The organism is Mycobacterium sp., from assembly GCF_002863225.1.
Classification (GTDB): Bacteria; Actinomycetota; Actinomycetes; order Mycobacteriales; family Mycobacteriaceae; genus Mycobacterium.
This window is the reverse complement of the sequence record NZ_PKEK01000052.1, coordinates 48,806-64,016: the sequence shown is the minus strand read 5'-3', so window position 1 is coordinate 64,016 and position 15,211 is coordinate 48,806. Positions and strand designations below refer to the sequence as shown.

Here is a 15,211-nt window from a genome sequence, read left to right as displayed (position 1 = left end):
GTGTCGAGTTAATCAACAGGGTGTTGACTGATTCGACACGGCGTTGATAGCGTGTCGGCATGACTGAACATCTCGATGTTGTGATCGTCGGCGCCGGCATCTCCGGCATCAGCGCGGCCTGGCACCTGCAGGACCGCTGCCCGTCCAAGAGCTATGCGATTCTCGAGCGCCGCGACGACCTCGGCGGCACCTGGGACCTGTTCAAGTACCCCGGGATTCGTTCCGACTCCGACATGTTCACGCTGGGATTCCGGTTCAAGCCGTGGGAGTCGTCGACGTCGATCGCCGACGGCGCGTCGATCAAGGCCTACATCAGAGAGGCCGCCACCGAGAACGGCATCGACAAGAACATCCGCTACCGCCACCAGGTCCAGGCCGCTGAATGGTCCGACGTGGACAACCGTTGGCACCTGACCGTCGCGAACGACGGGCAGCCGGAAGAACTCACCTGCTCGTTCCTGTTCGCGTGCAGCGGTTACTACAACTACGACAAGGGTTACCTGCCCACGTTCGAGGGTTACGACGACTTCGAGGGCACCACGATCCACCCGCAGCACTGGCCCGAGGACCTGGACTACGCCGGCAAGAAGATCGTTGTCATCGGCTCCGGCGCCACCTCGATCACACTGATCCCGTCGCTGGTGAAGACCGGTGCCGGCCATGTGACGATGCTGCAGCGGTCGCCGAGTTACATCGGCTCGCTGCCGCTGAGCGACCCGTTCGCCGAGCAGGCCAACAAGTGGCTGCCGACCAAACTCGCCCACGCCGCGAACCGGTGGAAGTGGATCGCGTTCAGCACATTCCAGTACCAGTTCTCCCGCAAGTTCCCGAAGCAGATGCGCAAGACGTTGCTGACCATGGCCAAGCACCGGCTGCCGGAGGGCTATGACGTGGAGAAGCACTTCGGCCCGAGCTACAACCCGTGGGACCAGCGCCTGTGTCTGGCGCCCAACGGCGATCTGTTCAAGACCATCCGCAAGGGGCAGGCCGACGTCGTCACCGACACCATCGAACGGTTCACCAAGACCGGAATCAAGCTCGGCTCCGGCAAGGAGATCGAGGCCGACATCATCATCACCGCAACGGGTTTGAACCTGCAGCTGTTCGGTGGCGCCGAGATCCGGCGGAACGGGGAGGCCGTCGACCTCAACGACACGATGGCGTTCAAGGGCATGATGCTGACCGGCCTGCCGAACATGGCATTCACCATCGGCTACACCAACGCATCCTGGACGTTGAAGGCCGACCTGGTGTCGGAGTTCGTCTGCCGAGTGATCAATTACATGGACGAGAAGCACTACGACACCGTGGTTCCGCAGCACCCGGGCAATTCGGTCGACGAGCGCCCACTGATGGACTTCACCCCCGGCTACGTGCTGCGCGCGCTGGACTACCTGCCCAAGGCCGGACACGTGTCACCGTGGCGGCTCAAGCAGAACTACTTCATGGACCTGCAGTTGATCCGCCGCGGGAAGGTCGACGACGAGGCGCTGAGCTTCGCCAAGAAGCCGGCGGCCCTGGCGGTCTAGTCGGGGTCGGCAGCGACGACCACGATGCCGTCGTCGTCGCTGTAGGCGATGTCGCCGGGAACGAACTCCACCCCGCCGAGGTCCACGGTGACGTCGCGGGTGCCGGCGCCGGTCTTGGTGCTCTTGCGCGGATTGGTGCCCAGCGCCTTGATGCCGAGCTCGATGCCACGCAGGGTGGCGGCGTCACGCACGGCGCCGTTCACGATCACGCCGGCCCACCCATTGCTGCGGGCCAGGTCGGCGATCAGGTCGCCGATCAGCGCGGTGTGCAGCGAGCCGCCCCCGTCGATCACCAGGACGCCACCGTCGCCCGGCTCCGACAGCACCGACTTGAGCAGCGCGTTGTCCTGGTGGCAGCGCACGGTGCTGATCGGCCCGGCGAATTCGGTGTTCGCACCGAACTGGCGGAACTGGACGTCGCAGCTGCGGACCTCGGGCCCGATGTCGTCGACGAGGTCGGCCGTCGGCCGGAATATCGAAGTCACCGGGCCATGCTAGCCATCGTCACTCGTCCTGTTGGCGCAGATGCCGCACCAGCAGGACGGCCAGCACGCTGATCGCAATGGCCACCGCGAACGGCAGCGGCGAGCGTCCCGCGGATTCGTTCGCGGGATGAGCGGGCAGCGGATTGCGAGCCGCCTCCACAGTTGACTTCGCTTGTGCCGCGACATCTTTGGCGGCGGCAGCCAGCTGACCGTTGGATTCCGGAGCCCCCGGTGCCAGCTTCTTGGCGGCGGCCTTTTTCGCCGGCGCCTTCTTGGCAGCGGCTTTCTTGGCGGGGGCCTTTTTCGCGACCCCCTTCTTGGCGGCCTGCTTCTTCGCTGCCTTCTCCGGAGCGGTCTTCTTCGCCGTCGCCTTCTTGGCCGGTGCCTTTTTCGCCGGCTTGTCGGCGGCCGGCGCGGCCGGGGCCGGCGGCTCTGCCTCTGCCGGAGGCTGGGGTGGCGGAGGCGTGTTCAGGGAAGGTTCAGGCGCGGGGTCGGGCGTCTCGTGCGGGCGATCCTGCGGGTCTGCCATCCGGGAGGCTCCTTTGCCGTTTCTCGTTGCGTACGCCGGAAAGGTCGAATCCATCATGCCAGTGCTGCGAACGCAGCTCGGCGGTCGACGATTTCAGCCGGTCAGGGTCTATTTCGTAGGGACCACAGTGCGCCGCCGCCGACCAGGATCACCGCGCCCAAGACGAACGGCCAGATCGGTAGGTCGTCCGGCGAATTGTGCGAACCCTGGGCCGATGGTCCGGGGGTGCCCGACCCGGCCGCGGTCAGACGAAATGACCACGACCCGGCGACCACATGCCCGTCCGCCGAGGTCACCCGGTAGTTGACTGTGTAGGTGCCCGCCGGGCCGAGCGGCCGCATGCCGATGCTGACTACCGTGCCGTGCACGCTTGGCTCGCCGGCGGTCCAGAGGTTGCCGTCCGGGCCGACCACCGTCATCGCGGCGAAGGTGGTTTGCAGGTCCTCGTTGAAGGTCGCCCGGACCCGGATCGGACCCGCGCTGATCGAGGAGTTGTCCGCCGGCTCGGCTGCCACCCGGGCGGCGTGCGCGCCGGCCGCACCCGCGGTCAAAGCGGTGCCGAAGGCGAACGCCGCCAGCATCAGGGCCAGCACGACCAGGCGGGCCCGGTGGGTCACGGTCGTCGCACGATCAGCGCCAGACCGACGCCCAGAGCACCGACCAGCAACGCGGCGCCGGCCAGGATCCGGCTGGTGTTGTCGACGACCTTGCGCGGTTGCGGCGCCGTCGGGGCGGCCGAGACGGTCGGCGCGGCCGACGTGGGCGCCGCCGGTTGGTGGGCGGGCTTCTGCGGTGAGCCCACGGCCACCCGCAGAATCGGAGCGGGGTGCTCGGGCTCGGCGCCGCCGGCTGCCGGCGGCTGATCCCACTTCACCACCGCGCCGTCGGCGTAGGTCTGCGTCGTCGGAAAGCTCACCGAGTCAGCGTCGGGAAGCTTCAGCGCGATCCGGAACACGTCGAACTGGTCGACCGGAATGCCGCCGTTGGGTGCTGATGTCCAGGTGACCGAACGGATCTTGTCCCCGTCGCGGTCGATCTTCGCGGCCCAACCCGGCTTGGTCTCGGTGCGCACTGCCGAGCCATCGGGCAGATCGACGGTCAGGACGGTGGTGGCCGCGCCGGTCGTCGATTCGTTGGGCACCTGGAAGCTGACCGTCGCGTAGCCCCCGCGGACGGCGTCGTCGCTGCTGGCCTGCACATGCGCCGACGCTGTCGTGATCGCGGCGGCTGGTCCGAAATAAAGCACCGACGCCGCGGCGGTTCCAATCAGGCTGCGTCGAATGATCTTGCGGTGATCGGTCATTGGGATAGCAGCTCCTGTCTGGGATGGGCCGGGGCGTCAGGTCAATCCGAGGCGAGCCAACAGGTCGGCGTCGATGTCGTCGAGCTGTGCGGAGATCGCGGCGTGCGCGCCACGGCGCCGCGCGGTCGGCATGTTCTCCGCGGCGGTGACGGCTGCGGCAAGATCGGCAAGCCGTTCGGAGATCGCGGCGACGAACTGCTTGGTCTCGAGATCCTTGGGCTTGTTGTCCTGCACGGTCCGCAGCGATTGCTCGGCGCCGGCGATACGGGCCGACAACCGGCCGCCGCTTCCGGAGAACTGGCCGATCTGTGCCAGCGGCACGCCGAGTTGGTCGGCGCGGCGCTGATCGATCAGCCCCCGGGCCGCGATCGCGACGCGGTAGGCGACCGGTACGAGGATCGGTGCGAGAAGCCGCGCCACCGTCAGCAGACGCTTGATCCGGGTCGGTGAGAGCAACGCTCCCTCGCGCACCGCCTTCAAGTTGGCCTCGGCGACCTTCAACGCGGTCTGGTCGCTGCTGCGTTGGGCTTTCAACTTGTCGCGGAGCGCCTTGGTCTCGGCCCGGTGCTCGGCCTTGAACCGGCGCACCTCGTTCTTGGCTGACAGTTTGGCCTCGAGCTTCGCCTTGGCCTTGATCGCGCGCGCCTCGGCGCGGCGGGTAGCGCGGGTTTTTCGCTTACCGAACAGGCTCATTCGCGCGTCGCCTCCCCGGAATCTCGTCGGTTGTCGCGGTGCCGGTGCGGCATCGATGCGCCAACCCTAACCATGCGGGGCGGGCCGATCACCGTCAGGCGTCCAGGTGCTCCTTGCGGCGCAGCTCGTCGACGTGGTGGACGACGTCCTCCCTGGACTCCGGAGACAGCTCGCTGGCGCGTAAGGCGATACGTCGAACTCCCTCGTCGCGCATCACCAGCAACCACGACAGCTCCTTTTCGAGCTTCTCGTAGTACTCGTCGTCGGTGAAGTACGCGGGCTTGATCCGGAAGAAGTTCGCCAGGGCGGCCATGGTGGTGGACGACGGGTTGGTCCGGTTGCCGGAACGTAGCTGCGACAGGTAAGGAGCTGACATCGTCACTCCTTCCGACTTGAGCGCCGCGATGACTTCGGCCGAGGTGTGCGGCCCGCGTCCGGGCGGGTAGACCGTGTCGAACAGGCGGTTCAGGCGGGCGGAAAACGTCGTGCTCATTCGAAAAGACCTCCACCGGGATTGGTAGATCGCGTAGCCGCGTCAAAGTATTTGCTGACCATCGTAGCCAGAGTTCTCGCCGCAACCAAGTGCGAAACCTGGGGGCGAATTGACGCGCGCGCTATTGATTGACACCGAGGCCGCAGCCGTCACAACGCCAAGGCTTTGTGCAGCGGATACACATGAAATTCTAAGGGTTTTGTGTGAAGTTTCATCCCTTCGAGGACTAATGACCGCCCTTGGCCGCCGAGACGGCATGCCCTCGGCAACGTGATCGGGAGCCGGCTGAAATGCAAACCGGCTTTGCTGTAGAGCGGCCTATCGTCGACCGTGAGCCGGTTTTCCGGGCCTGTTCCAGAACTGGCATCAGGCGCGCGTTGGACAGCCCGTCCGAATAGCCGGTCAATCCGTGTGGGCAATCAGAAGGCGCGGCCATACCGGCCGCCATGCTCTTCCGGTCGCGGGAGCAGCTATGCGGCGAGCAGCATCGCCAAGATAGCTGTGTCCGGGTGGCTGATCGGGTCGACCCCGACGCGGCTGACCATCGATGTGATCGTGCCGTCGGCTTCGGCCTCGACCCATGCGGCCCGGTGCTCTAATCCGAGGTACGGCAAACCGGGCAACAACACACAGCCCGACGCTGCGCCGTTGCACTCCGGCAGCGACGGCGTCGTCTCCGAGGGCGGATGCAGCATCAGCAGCGCGGGTGGCTGATGGTCGGCGAAGTATCCGGGCTGGATCGCGCGGTCGCCGACCACCGGTCCTTCGGCCAGAACCAGTCCGACGGTGCCGGGCGCGGGCGCGTCAGGGAGTTCCTCGCGAACACCGAAAACCGTTGTGGTGTGCAGCAATCCGGGCAGCGACGCCACCCTGACCGCGACCATCAACAACTGCGCCCATTCTTTGGTCGAGTCGGGCCATCGGCCTGAGATCACGAAGCCTTTGAGCGCGCCACGAGAATGGAAGGGGGCCACCTCGATGGCCCGGCCGGAACCAGTTTCCATTTCGCCCTCCGCCACAGTCGATTCGGGTATCCGCGATACGCCGGTGGGTCGATCCGATCAGCATGCGGTAGTGCGGCAACGGCCGCAAGCGGACACGGTCGATCAACGCCGACGAAGTCGAAAACACCCGGGTAAAAGCATTCGGGACGCCGCGCCAGTGGCGCGACGCCCCGAATGGGAGGTAGTGGCTGTCAGGCGGAAATCAGACCCTTGGCCTGTGAGGTTGCAGCCGCATAGCGCTTCTGCACCTCTTCCCAGTTGATGACGTTCCAGAACGCCTTGGTGTAGTCGGCCTTGACGTTCTTGTAGTCGAGGTAGAAGGCGTGCTCCCACATGTCGAGCAGCAAGACCGGCACCACGCCCAGCGGGAAGTTGGTCTGGTGGTCGTAGACCTGGAAGGTCAGCAGCCTGTCGCCCAGGCTGTCATAGGCCAGCACTGCCCAGCCTGATCCTTGGATTCCATTGGCGACCGCGCTGAACTGTGCGCGGAACTTGTCGAACGACCCGAAAGCGTCGTCGATGGCCGCGGCCAGATCACCGGTCGGCTTGTCACCGCCGTTGGGGGACAGGATCTTCCACCACACCACGTGGTTGACATGCCCCGCCAGGTTGAACGCCAGGTTCTTCTCGTTGAGCAGGATCGACGAGTGGTCGTCCTTCGACCGAGCCTCTTCCAGCTTGGCGACGGCGTCGTTGGCGCCCTTGACGTAGGTGGCGTGGTGCTTGTCGTGGTGGAGCTCGTTGATCGCACCCGAGATGTGGGGTTCCAGGGCTCCGTAGTCCCAGTCCAAATCGGGCAAGGTGTAATCAGACACGCGGTTCCTTCCTGGTGATGATCGTTTCCGATCTACTCTGACGGGCCGCTCTGAGGCTGTTGACGGCGGGTCGGCCTATCCCAACCAACCCTGCTCCATCGCCGCGAAGGCCGCAAGAACGGGGTGCTCGGGCGAGTACCCGGCAGCTTGACTTCAGAACCAGATGATGAGGGCGAGTACCGCCAGCAAAACCAGAGCGATCAAGCCGGCGCGAAGCCCGGCGAGTAGGTACGAGCGATTGCACGTCGCTGACGTCGCGTACCAATGCGACGACGAAGGCGCCGATTGGGGTCCAAACGGTTGCGTCGTCATCGGGTGGCTCCGGCCTGCGCGTCCAACTATTTCCCCCGTGAGATGAGTCACAAAATGTCTCGGTGATCGCGATCATATCCTCTTCTGTACCGCCTGGAAAATTGCGCCTGCCGGGAGCCGCTGACCAGCAAGTTTTTGCTGGAGTTCTTGTTTTTCGCGTGCCGAATAATCAGCCCCGTGGCCCGGCGGGCCGACAGCGACACGGCTTCGGTCGATGTGACATGCCCCATATGCCGGCGCGGCCAGACACCGTGAGGCTGGCTAAGAATTCGCTGAGTGCTCGACGAGCCTGTCGATCACGAAGCGGTTACGACCCACGGTTATCCACAAACGGTGGGCCGGGTCGGGCGCGCGAACGTGCGGCGATGCCGCAAACGACGGTGGGGGCGCCTGTGGATAAACCTGTGGAAACTGTGGATACCCGGTTTTAGCTGAACGGCGGGCATCGCGTTGTTTCGCTGCGCGTGCCAAGATCGTCACCGTGAGTTCAGAACCGTCCGTGGCACAAACCACCATCGCCGATCTGCCCACCGAATTCGGGCCGTCCACGCTGTTGCTGGATGTCCGCGAGGACGACGAGTGGAATCAAGGACACGCGGCGGCCGCGCAACACATTCCGATGGGAGAGGTGCCCGGCCGGCTCAACGAGATCGACCGGTCCGCCACCCTGTACGTGATCTGCAAGGCGGGCGGGCGCTCCGCAAAGGTCGCCGATTTCCTGGCCCGCGACGGGTTCGAGCCGATCAACGTCGAGGGCGGCATGCTGGCCTGGGCCGCGGCCGGGCGCCCGGTGGTGACCAACGACGGCAGCCCGGGAAGTATCTGAGCTGGCGCGTCGGGCGTCGTCGCTTCGCTACGCTGAACTCATGATTCGTGCCGCCGACGCTGCGAACTGCAGTAACGCAGCGCGCAGCGATGCGGAGTGCAGCGATGGCGAGGAGCACCGCCGATGATCCAAGTGTGCTCCCAGTGCGGCACCCGCTGGAATGTGCGCGACAAGCAACGCTCGTGGTGCCCACGCTGTAACGGAACGCTGCTGGCGCCGGCGGCAACCGAACCCGCCCCACCGACCACTCTCCCCAGCGGCTGGGGCACCGGCCCACGAACCGCGCCTCGGCTGCCACCGGGATACCGGTGGATCGCGGTGCGCCCCGGGCCGCCACCTCCGCCGCGCCGTCCTCGCCGCCCGCTCGGGCCGACTCCGCGCTACCTGGCGATTCCGCGCTGGGGCCTGCGGGATCAGGTCGATCAGGACGGCGGGCCGGGCCGCGAGCAGCGCCAGGCGCCGCCACCCGACCGCGTCCGCAGTGCGTTCCTGGTGTCGGCCGTGGCCCTGGGTGTGGCCGCCCTGGTGCACGTGCTGCGATACCTGCTCCTGGTGATCAACCGCAACACCCTGTTGAACTGGCTGGTCGCCGATGCGGCCGCGCTGCTCAGCGTGCTGGCCAGCCTGGCCGCGGTCGCGGCGGTGATGACGACGGCGTTCCTGCTGACCCGTTGGCTGATCGCCCGCCGCGCCGCGGCGTTCGAACACGCCGGCCTGCCGGAGTCGCGCAGCCGGCGGGCGCTGTGGACGGGCACCTTGCTCCCGCCGTTTGCGGCGATGGCGCTGGCGATCATCTTCGCCGTCGTCGGTGCCACCACGGAACACTTGGCCAGCTGGGCGCTGATGGCGGCCTGCCTGGCGTTCTGTTGCCTGCCGCTGCTCGGATCGGTGTGGGCGCTGGTGTACGTCATCGAGCTGGCCAAGACCGAAGACCACTACAGCCAGATGCGCCCGGTGATCTGGAGCTGGTGGCTGATATGGCTGGTCAGCACGCTGACGTCGGTATTCGCATCGATCACCAGCGGAGCGCCGGACGCCCAGGGGATCGCCAACAACACCGTGGCGATGATCGTGGCGTACCTGGTCGCGTTGGCGGCGACGCTGGTGACCGCGAAGCTCTACGAGGGCTTCGAGCGCAAACCCGTCGAACGGCCCGCCCATCGCTGGGTGGTGGTCAGTGACGCCGACGAGAACTATCCGGTCGGCGGCACGGAATCTGCTGCAGCGGTTGAGTTGCCGGGTGAAGAACCGGCAGCATAGGGACATGACGTTCGCCGAGGAAGTGGTCTCTCGGCACCCGTTCGTAGTAGCCCACCGCGGCGCTTCGGCGTCTCGCCCCGAGCACACGCTGGCCGCCTACGATCTCGCGCTGCGCGAAGGCGCCGACGGCGTCGAGTGCGATGTCCGGCTCACCCGCGACGGGCACCTGGTCTGTGTGCACGATCGCAAGCTGGACCGGACGTCGACCGGCGCCGGTCTGGTCAGCATGATGACGCTGGCCCAGCTGCGGGAACTGGAATTCGGCTCCTGGCACGGCAGTTGGCGCGCCGACGGGACCCACGGCGATACCGGTCTGCTGACCCTGGACGCTCTGGTCTCGCTGGTGCTGGACTGGAAGCGGCCGGTGAAGATCTTCATCGAAACCAAGCACCCCGTCCGGTACGGCGCGCTGGTCGAGAGCAAAGTGCTGGCGCTGCTGCACCGCTTCGGCATCGCATCGCCGGCGTCCGCCGATCTGTCCCGCGCGGTGGTGATGTCCTTCTCCGCTTCCGCGCTGTGGCGGGTCCGGCGGGCAGCGCCGTTGCTGCCGACGGTGCTGCTGGGCCGCAGCCACCGCTTTCTGGGGAGCAGCGCGGCCAGCACCATCGGCGCGACCGCGGTGGGGCCGTCGATCGCCACGCTGCGGGAGCACCCCGAGCTGGTCGACCGCGCGGCCGCACAGGGCCGGGCGCTGTACTGCTGGACGCCCGACGATTACGACGACGTCCGATTCTGTCGCGACATCGGGGTGGCGTGGCTGGCCACCAACTACCCCGGACGCGTCAAAGCCTGGCTGGAAGACGGCCTGACGGGCGTCGACCAGCACTAGCCGGGCCGGCAGGCCTCAGAGGCGACCGCCGGCCGCCGCGGGTGCGTCGGCAGAGTTGCGCTGCAGGCCGATTTCCCGGTCGACGTAGGTTTCCAGGTCGAACAGGTTCGTGCCGGCCCGATCGGCGACCCGCACCAGCGAGGTCATCAGCGCCATCTCTTCCACCTGTTCGCGCAGGAACCACTGCATGAACTGCTCGCCGAGGTAGTCACCTTCGTCGCGGGCGGCTGCCGCGAGCCGACTGACCTGATCGGTGACCGCGCGCTCCTGATCCAACGCCAGCGCCAGCGCTTCACGCGGGGCGTCGAACGTGTTGCGCACGCTGTCGACGCCTGGAATGTCAACGCGCACATCGCGATCCAGCAGGTATTGGACCAACATCATCGCGTGGTTGCGTTCCTCGATGGCCTGCGCGTAGAAGTGCTTGGCGAGCTGCGGGAGGTCGGCGCCGTCGAAGTACACGGCCATGGCGATGTATTGCTGGGAATTGGTGAACTCGTGAAAGACCTGCTCTTGCAGCAACGCATGGAACTTCGTCTTGTGGCTATCGTGATCGCTCATGTCCGCCAACGTACCCAGCTCGAAATGCCTTGTCACCCAAGGTAATACTCACCGAGGCCAGCGTCGCCTAAGTAAACGAAGGCTAGGTTTACGAGGCGCGGCACCAACTGTCGGCCGTGGCCGGCCAATAAATCAGGGCTGTTCGCTCACGGTAGCGGGCACCGGCTTGTCGGCGGCCAGCGCATCGAACAACGCGGCCGCCTTCTGGTGGTCCCACACCACTACGGCGCCCGCGCTGGAACTGGCGAAATCCCCGATCGGCACGGTCATTTCGGTGGTCGAGCCGTGCAGAGACCAGGCCAGCCGGGCGAGGTCCCACACGTGGTCACCGTTGTCGACGGTCAGTGCACCGGCCGCGGCATGCGGCACCGCGTACCACCGCCAGGGGTTGAGCCACACGGCCGGGCTCACCGCTCGATGCAGCAGCGCCGACATGAACTGTCGCTGGTCGATCATCCGATCGAGGTCGGCGCGCGGCGTGGCCCGGCTCCGGACGTAGCCGAGCGCGGTGCGGCCGTCCAGCTCCTGGCACCCGGGAGGCAGATCGATGCCGGCCAGCGGGTCGTTGATCGCTGCGACCGGGCACACCGTGACCCCGCCCAGGCTGTCGACCAGACCGGCGAACCCGCTGAATCCGATTTCCGCGTAGTGGTCGATGCGCAGGCCGGTGGCCTGCTCGACCGTCTGCGCGAGCAGCGGCGCGCCGCCCATCGCGAACGCCGCGTTGATCTTGTCTCGGCCGTAACCCGGAATGGGCACGTACGAGTCGCGAGGTATGGAGACCATCGTCGTCGGGGTGCTCGAACCCAGCGCCGGCACGTGCACCACCAGGATGGTGTCGGTCCGGCCGTTGCCGGTCTCGCCGCCGGTCGCCAGCGCCTGCTGCTGCTCGACGGTCAAGCCCTGGCGGCTGTCGGAGCCGACCAGTAGCCAGGTGCTGCCGGGTCCGGCAGCCGGCCGGTCCGGGTAGTCGGTCAATGCCGCCTGGCGGTGCAGCTCCGACTCCAGCCACAGGGTGCCGCCCAGGATCGCCGCGCAACCCAACAGCGTGGCGATCACCAGGCTCAGCGAAATCACCTGCAGCCAAGCCTTTTTGCGGCGGACCGGTTTCGGCTCGACGGGGGCGCGGCGGACCGGCTTCGGGTCGGCGGGGGCGCGGCGGACCGGTTTCGTCTCGACGGCTGCGCGGCGGGTCGGCGTCAGCGGGCGCGGCGGCGGGATGCCCGGTGGCGGCGGGCGTCGACGGCGCGGGTCGTTCACGTCAACCAACTCAAATGCCCGGCCAGCAGCGCGTATCCGGCAAAAGCGACCGTGTCGATCAACCCGTGCGCGATCACCAGTGGCCACAGCCGGCCGGTCCGCTGCCACGCGTAGCCGAACACCAGGCCCATCACGAAATTGCCGAGCCCGGCCCCGAAGCCCTGGTAGAGGTGGTACCCGGCGCGCAGCAGGCTCGACCACACCAGCGCCGCGCGAGGCCCGACACCCAACTGGCCCAGCCGGGTGAGGAGGTAGCCGACAACGATGACCTCCTCGGCCCAACCGTCGGCAAAGGCGGTGAGCACCAGCATCGGGACCCGCCACCACGAGTTACCCAAGCCGGACGGCACGACCGAGGCATTCAGGTGCAGGGCCCGCGCCGCCAGGTAGAGCCCCAGCCCCGGCAGCCCGATCAACGCGGCCAGGCCCACACCGCCGAGCACATCGGGGCGCCAATTGATTCGCTTCAGCCCGACACCGGCCGGCGCTGATCCGGTGCGCCACAACAGATAAAGGCCGAGCGCACCCCACGCGACCAGTTGCGCGACGACCGCGGCGTCGAGCCCGAGGTCGATCAGGTCGAAGTAGGACCGCTTGGGGTTGAGCGGAATGCGCTGGGAACTCAGGCCGCGCAGCACCGAATCGGCGAGCTGCAACGCCGCCGTGACGGCGCTGAGTCCGAACGTCACACCGAGCACGATCACGAGCTCGACACGCAGCGGCCGTCGCTCGAGAGCCTGATCGTCGCCTAGCCCACCGTCGGCTTCACTGTCGGGTGCGGCCACCCCGACACGGTAACCGGCGCGGGCCGGCGCTCAGTCCTGGCGCGCGCGCAAACCGTTGACGAACGGGCAGCCCAGCAGCACCCGGATGGCTTTGCCCAGCCCGATCACGTCGTCCACCGGCGCCCGGAACGGCAGCCGGATGTCCTGGTCGCCCTCGGCGCTTTCCACCCGCAGCCGCATGCCGTACCGGTCGATGCCGAGCGGGCGGACGTCACCGCGCCGCAACCGGGCCGGCAAGCGTGAGGCGAGCCGCGCGACGACATCGCGGTGGGCGGTGTCGAGGTGACGGATCCAGCATGATTCGAATGCGCAGAACGGGTCGGGACGCGCCGCCAGCAGCGCGGCGGAGTCGACAGCCTCGGCTCCGGTGGCATCGGTGACCACGACCGACTCGATCTCCAGCCGGGCCAGCAGATACTGGGTGTCGGCCGGCCCGTCCGCATCCACCGGTCGCGAGGCCGATGTCCGCACCTGCAGCAGCGCCGGATGCGGGTGCTCGGAGGCGATCAAATCGAGCATCTCGCGCACCTCGGGCAGCGCGATCTGGTGCAGCCGACCGCGGATCCAGACCAGAGAACGAACCGGTTCGCGTAGCGGCAAAGGGGCGTAATCGGCCAGCTCCAGCACGGTCTGGGCGCCCGCCGGCCCGGCGTCGACCAGCTGTGCGGCGACTGGGCCGTCAGCGGGGACGCCGACCGCAAACGAACCGTCGGCGAGCAGGTGATGCAGCGGCGTGGTGAGCGGCTCGGCGCTTTCCACCGCGAGCAGCGCGCCGCCGGCGCGGACACAGGTGCTGCGGATCCGCTCGGCCGTTGTGGGCGCCGGGCAGTGGGCGAGTGTCATCGGTGACCGTCCTAACAAGTGAGGTAAGCCTTACTTAACTAAACACGATCGGACGGCGCAACCCCTACGACCCGATAGGGTTTTGGTCGTGGCCAGCATCGCGTATCTCGGTCCGGCGGGGACCTTCACCGAAGCGGCGCTGTTGCAGATGACCGAAGCCGGCCTGGTTCCACAGGCCACAGCGGATGCCCCGCACCCGCTGCCGGTCGACAGCACGATCGCCGCGCTCGACGCCGTCCGGGACGGCGCGGCCGAATTCGCCTGCGTGCCGATCGAGAACTCGATCGACGGCTCGATCATGCCGACGCTGGACAGCCTGGCGATCGGGACACCGCTGCAGATCTTCGCCGAGCTGACGCTGGACGTCGCGTTCAGCATCGCCGTCCAGCCCGGCCGGACCGCCGCCGACGTCCACACGCTGGCCGCTTTCCCGGTGGCCGCCGCCCAGGTGCGAAACTGGTTGGCCGCCAACCTGCCCGGCGCCGAGTTGCGACCGGCGATCTCCAATGCCGATGCGGCGCAACAGGTTGCCGACGGACTGGTCGACGCCGCGGTCAGCTCACCGCTGGCCGCCGTGCACCGCGGCCTGTCGACCCTGGCGGAGGGCGTTGTCGACGAGGCCAACGCGCGCACCCGGTTCGTTTTGGTCGGCCGGCCTGGTCGGCCGCCGGCCCGCACCGGAGCCGACCGGACCTCGGTGGTGTTGCGGATCGCCAACGCGCCGAGCGCACTGGTGTCGACGCTCACCGAGTTCGGGATCCGGGGTATCGACCTTACCCGAATCGAATCTCGGCCCACCCGAACCGAATTGGGCACCTACGTGTTCTTCCTGGACTGCGTCGGCCACATCGACGACGACGCCGTCGCCGAGGCCCTCAAGGCGCTGCATCAGCGTTGCACCGATGTGCGTTACCTGGGCTCCTGGCCGACGGGCGAGGTAGCCGGCGCGCCGCCGCCTCCGCTGGACAAGGCGACACGTTGGCTCGAGGCGTTACGTGAGGGGACACCGCAATGAGCGGCCGGCTGGTGTTGGTGCGGCACGGCCAGTCCGTCGGCAACGTCGACAAGCGGTTGGACACCCGACCGCCGGGGGCGGAGTTGACGCCGCTGGGCCGTGAACAGGCCCGCGATTTTGCGAAGGCGCTGACGGCGCCGCCCGGTCTGCTGTTGCACTCGGTGGCCACCCGGGCGGTGCAGACCGCGACGGAGATCGGTGGCTTGGTCGAGGTTCCCGCCCGCGAGGTCATCGGTATCCACGAAGTGCAGGTCGGTGACCTGGAAAACCGAAACGACGACGCCGCAGTCGACGAATTCAACGCGGTGTACGAGCGCTGGCTCAAGGGCGAGCGCGACGTCGCGATGCCGGGCGGCGAGAGCGCCGATCAGGTGTTGGACCGCTACCTGCCGGTGCTGGCGGAATTACGGACCCGCTACCTCGACGACGACGGCTGGACCGGCGACATCGTCGTCGTCAGTCACGGCGCGGCGATCCGGCTGACGGCAGCTGTATTGGCAGATGTGCCAAGCACTTTCGCGATCGATCATCACCTGGCCAACACCGAATTCGTGGTGCTCGCGCCGGAAGGCGACGGGGGATGGAGCTGCCGGCAGTGGGGAACGCACACTCCGCCGTTCGCGCCCGAGGTCGAGGAGATCGACTCGGCCGCCGACCCGATGGGCTGAC

The 15,211-nt window shown here is 67.4% G+C and carries 18 protein-coding genes; 6 read left to right on the top strand and 12 right to left on the bottom strand.

The features are described 5' to 3' along the window. Window positions 1–59: 59 nt before the first annotated feature. Window positions 60–1,529, top strand: a complete 1,470-nt coding sequence (locus tag CYU59_RS18485) for an NAD(P)/FAD-dependent oxidoreductase (RefSeq protein ID WP_293001301.1) — start codon at window positions 60–62, stop codon at window positions 1,527–1,529. Here the strand turns inward: CYU59_RS18485 and rraA are convergent. The 8 genes from rraA to CYU59_RS18445 form a co-directional block, all read right to left on the bottom strand. Next, a complete protein-coding gene (gene rraA / locus CYU59_RS18480; protein ID WP_293001299.1) occupies window positions 1,526–2,014 on the bottom strand; it encodes a ribonuclease E activity regulator RraA in 489 nt (162 codons plus the stop codon). The genes CYU59_RS18485 and rraA overlap by 4 nt on opposite strands. A 19-nt stretch (window positions 2,015–2,033) precedes the next feature. Then, on the bottom strand, window positions 2,034–2,543 hold the full coding sequence (locus tag CYU59_RS18475; protein WP_293001297.1) for a nucleoid-structuring protein H-NS: 510 nt from the start codon (window positions 2,541–2,543) through the stop codon (window positions 2,034–2,036). Window positions 2,544–2,644: 101 nt separating this feature from the next. Then, window positions 2,645–3,124 (bottom strand): copper resistance CopC family protein, encoded by a 480-nt coding sequence (locus CYU59_RS18470; RefSeq protein WP_293001472.1) that lies wholly within the window; start codon window positions 3,122–3,124, stop codon window positions 2,645–2,647. 32 nt (window positions 3,125–3,156) lie between these two features. Continuing rightward, window positions 3,157–3,846: a DUF1775 domain-containing protein gene (locus CYU59_RS18465; protein WP_293001295.1), complete on the bottom strand. Its 690-nt coding sequence runs from the start codon at window positions 3,844–3,846 to the stop codon at window positions 3,157–3,159. A 36-nt stretch (window positions 3,847–3,882) separates the two neighbouring features. After that, the gene (locus tag CYU59_RS18460) at window positions 3,883–4,539 is read right to left on the bottom strand and encodes a DUF6474 family protein (protein ID WP_293001293.1); all 657 of its coding nucleotides are present in this window, start codon (window positions 4,537–4,539) and stop codon (window positions 3,883–3,885) included. 94 nt (window positions 4,540–4,633) lie between these two features. Further along, window positions 4,634–5,032, bottom strand: coding sequence for a transcriptional regulator (locus tag CYU59_RS18455; RefSeq protein WP_293001291.1), 399 nt, complete (start codon window positions 5,030–5,032; stop codon window positions 4,634–4,636). Window positions 5,033–5,502: 470 nt separating this feature from the next. Continuing rightward, a complete protein-coding gene (locus CYU59_RS18450) occupies window positions 5,503–6,036 on the bottom strand; it encodes a peptidase (protein WP_293001289.1) in 534 nt (177 codons plus the stop codon). A gap of 191 nt (window positions 6,037–6,227) precedes the next feature. Next, complete coding sequence (locus CYU59_RS18445) at window positions 6,228–6,851, bottom strand: superoxide dismutase (RefSeq protein ID WP_293001287.1); 624 nt, start codon at window positions 6,849–6,851, stop codon at window positions 6,228–6,230. Between the two features lie 793 nt (window positions 6,852–7,644). Here CYU59_RS18445 and CYU59_RS18440 point away from each other — a divergent pair. The 3 genes from CYU59_RS18440 (at window position 7,645) to CYU59_RS18430 (ending at window position 10,078) form a co-directional block, all read left to right on the top strand. Continuing rightward, entirely contained in the window at window positions 7,645–7,989 is a 345-nt protein-coding gene (locus CYU59_RS18440) for a rhodanese-like domain-containing protein (RefSeq protein ID WP_293001285.1), read from the top strand. 123 nt (window positions 7,990–8,112) lie between these two features. Continuing rightward, window positions 8,113–9,249: a DUF4328 domain-containing protein gene (locus CYU59_RS18435; RefSeq protein WP_293001282.1), complete on the top strand. Its 1,137-nt coding sequence runs from the start codon at window positions 8,113–8,115 to the stop codon at window positions 9,247–9,249. Window positions 9,250–9,253: 4 nt separating this feature from the next. Then, window positions 9,254–10,078: a glycerophosphodiester phosphodiesterase gene (locus CYU59_RS18430; RefSeq protein ID WP_293001280.1), complete on the top strand. Its 825-nt coding sequence runs from the start codon at window positions 9,254–9,256 to the stop codon at window positions 10,076–10,078. A 15-nt stretch (window positions 10,079–10,093) separates the two neighbouring features. Here CYU59_RS18430 and CYU59_RS18425 read toward each other — a convergent pair whose 3' ends face one another. From CYU59_RS18425 to CYU59_RS18410, 4 genes are all read right to left on the bottom strand, one after another. Further along, window positions 10,094–10,639, bottom strand: coding sequence for a ferritin (locus CYU59_RS18425; RefSeq protein WP_293001278.1), 546 nt, complete (start codon window positions 10,637–10,639; stop codon window positions 10,094–10,096). 132 nt (window positions 10,640–10,771) lie between these two features. Further along, entirely contained in the window at window positions 10,772–11,899 is a 1,128-nt protein-coding gene (locus CYU59_RS18420) for an LCP family protein (RefSeq protein WP_293001276.1), read from the bottom strand. Beyond that, on the bottom strand, window positions 11,896–12,684 hold the full coding sequence (locus CYU59_RS18415; RefSeq protein ID WP_293001274.1) for a type II CAAX endopeptidase family protein: 789 nt from the start codon (window positions 12,682–12,684) through the stop codon (window positions 11,896–11,898). The genes CYU59_RS18420 and CYU59_RS18415 overlap by 4 nt, the downstream gene beginning before the upstream one ends. Window positions 12,685–12,714: 30 nt before the next feature. After that, window positions 12,715–13,527, bottom strand: coding sequence for a DUF2470 domain-containing protein (locus tag CYU59_RS18410; RefSeq protein WP_293001272.1), 813 nt, complete (start codon window positions 13,525–13,527; stop codon window positions 12,715–12,717). An 88-nt stretch (window positions 13,528–13,615) separates the two neighbouring features. Here CYU59_RS18410 and pheA point away from each other — a divergent pair, with 88 nt between their 5' ends. Both pheA and CYU59_RS18400 read left to right on the top strand, forming a co-directional pair. Next, entirely contained in the window at window positions 13,616–14,542 is a 927-nt protein-coding gene (gene pheA, locus CYU59_RS18405) for a prephenate dehydratase (protein ID WP_293001270.1), read from the top strand. Beyond that, window positions 14,539–15,210 (top strand): histidine phosphatase family protein, encoded by a 672-nt coding sequence (locus CYU59_RS18400; protein ID WP_293001268.1) that lies wholly within the window; start codon window positions 14,539–14,541, stop codon window positions 15,208–15,210. The genes pheA and CYU59_RS18400 overlap by 4 nt, the downstream gene beginning before the upstream one ends. Window position 15,211 lies beyond the last annotated feature (1 nt).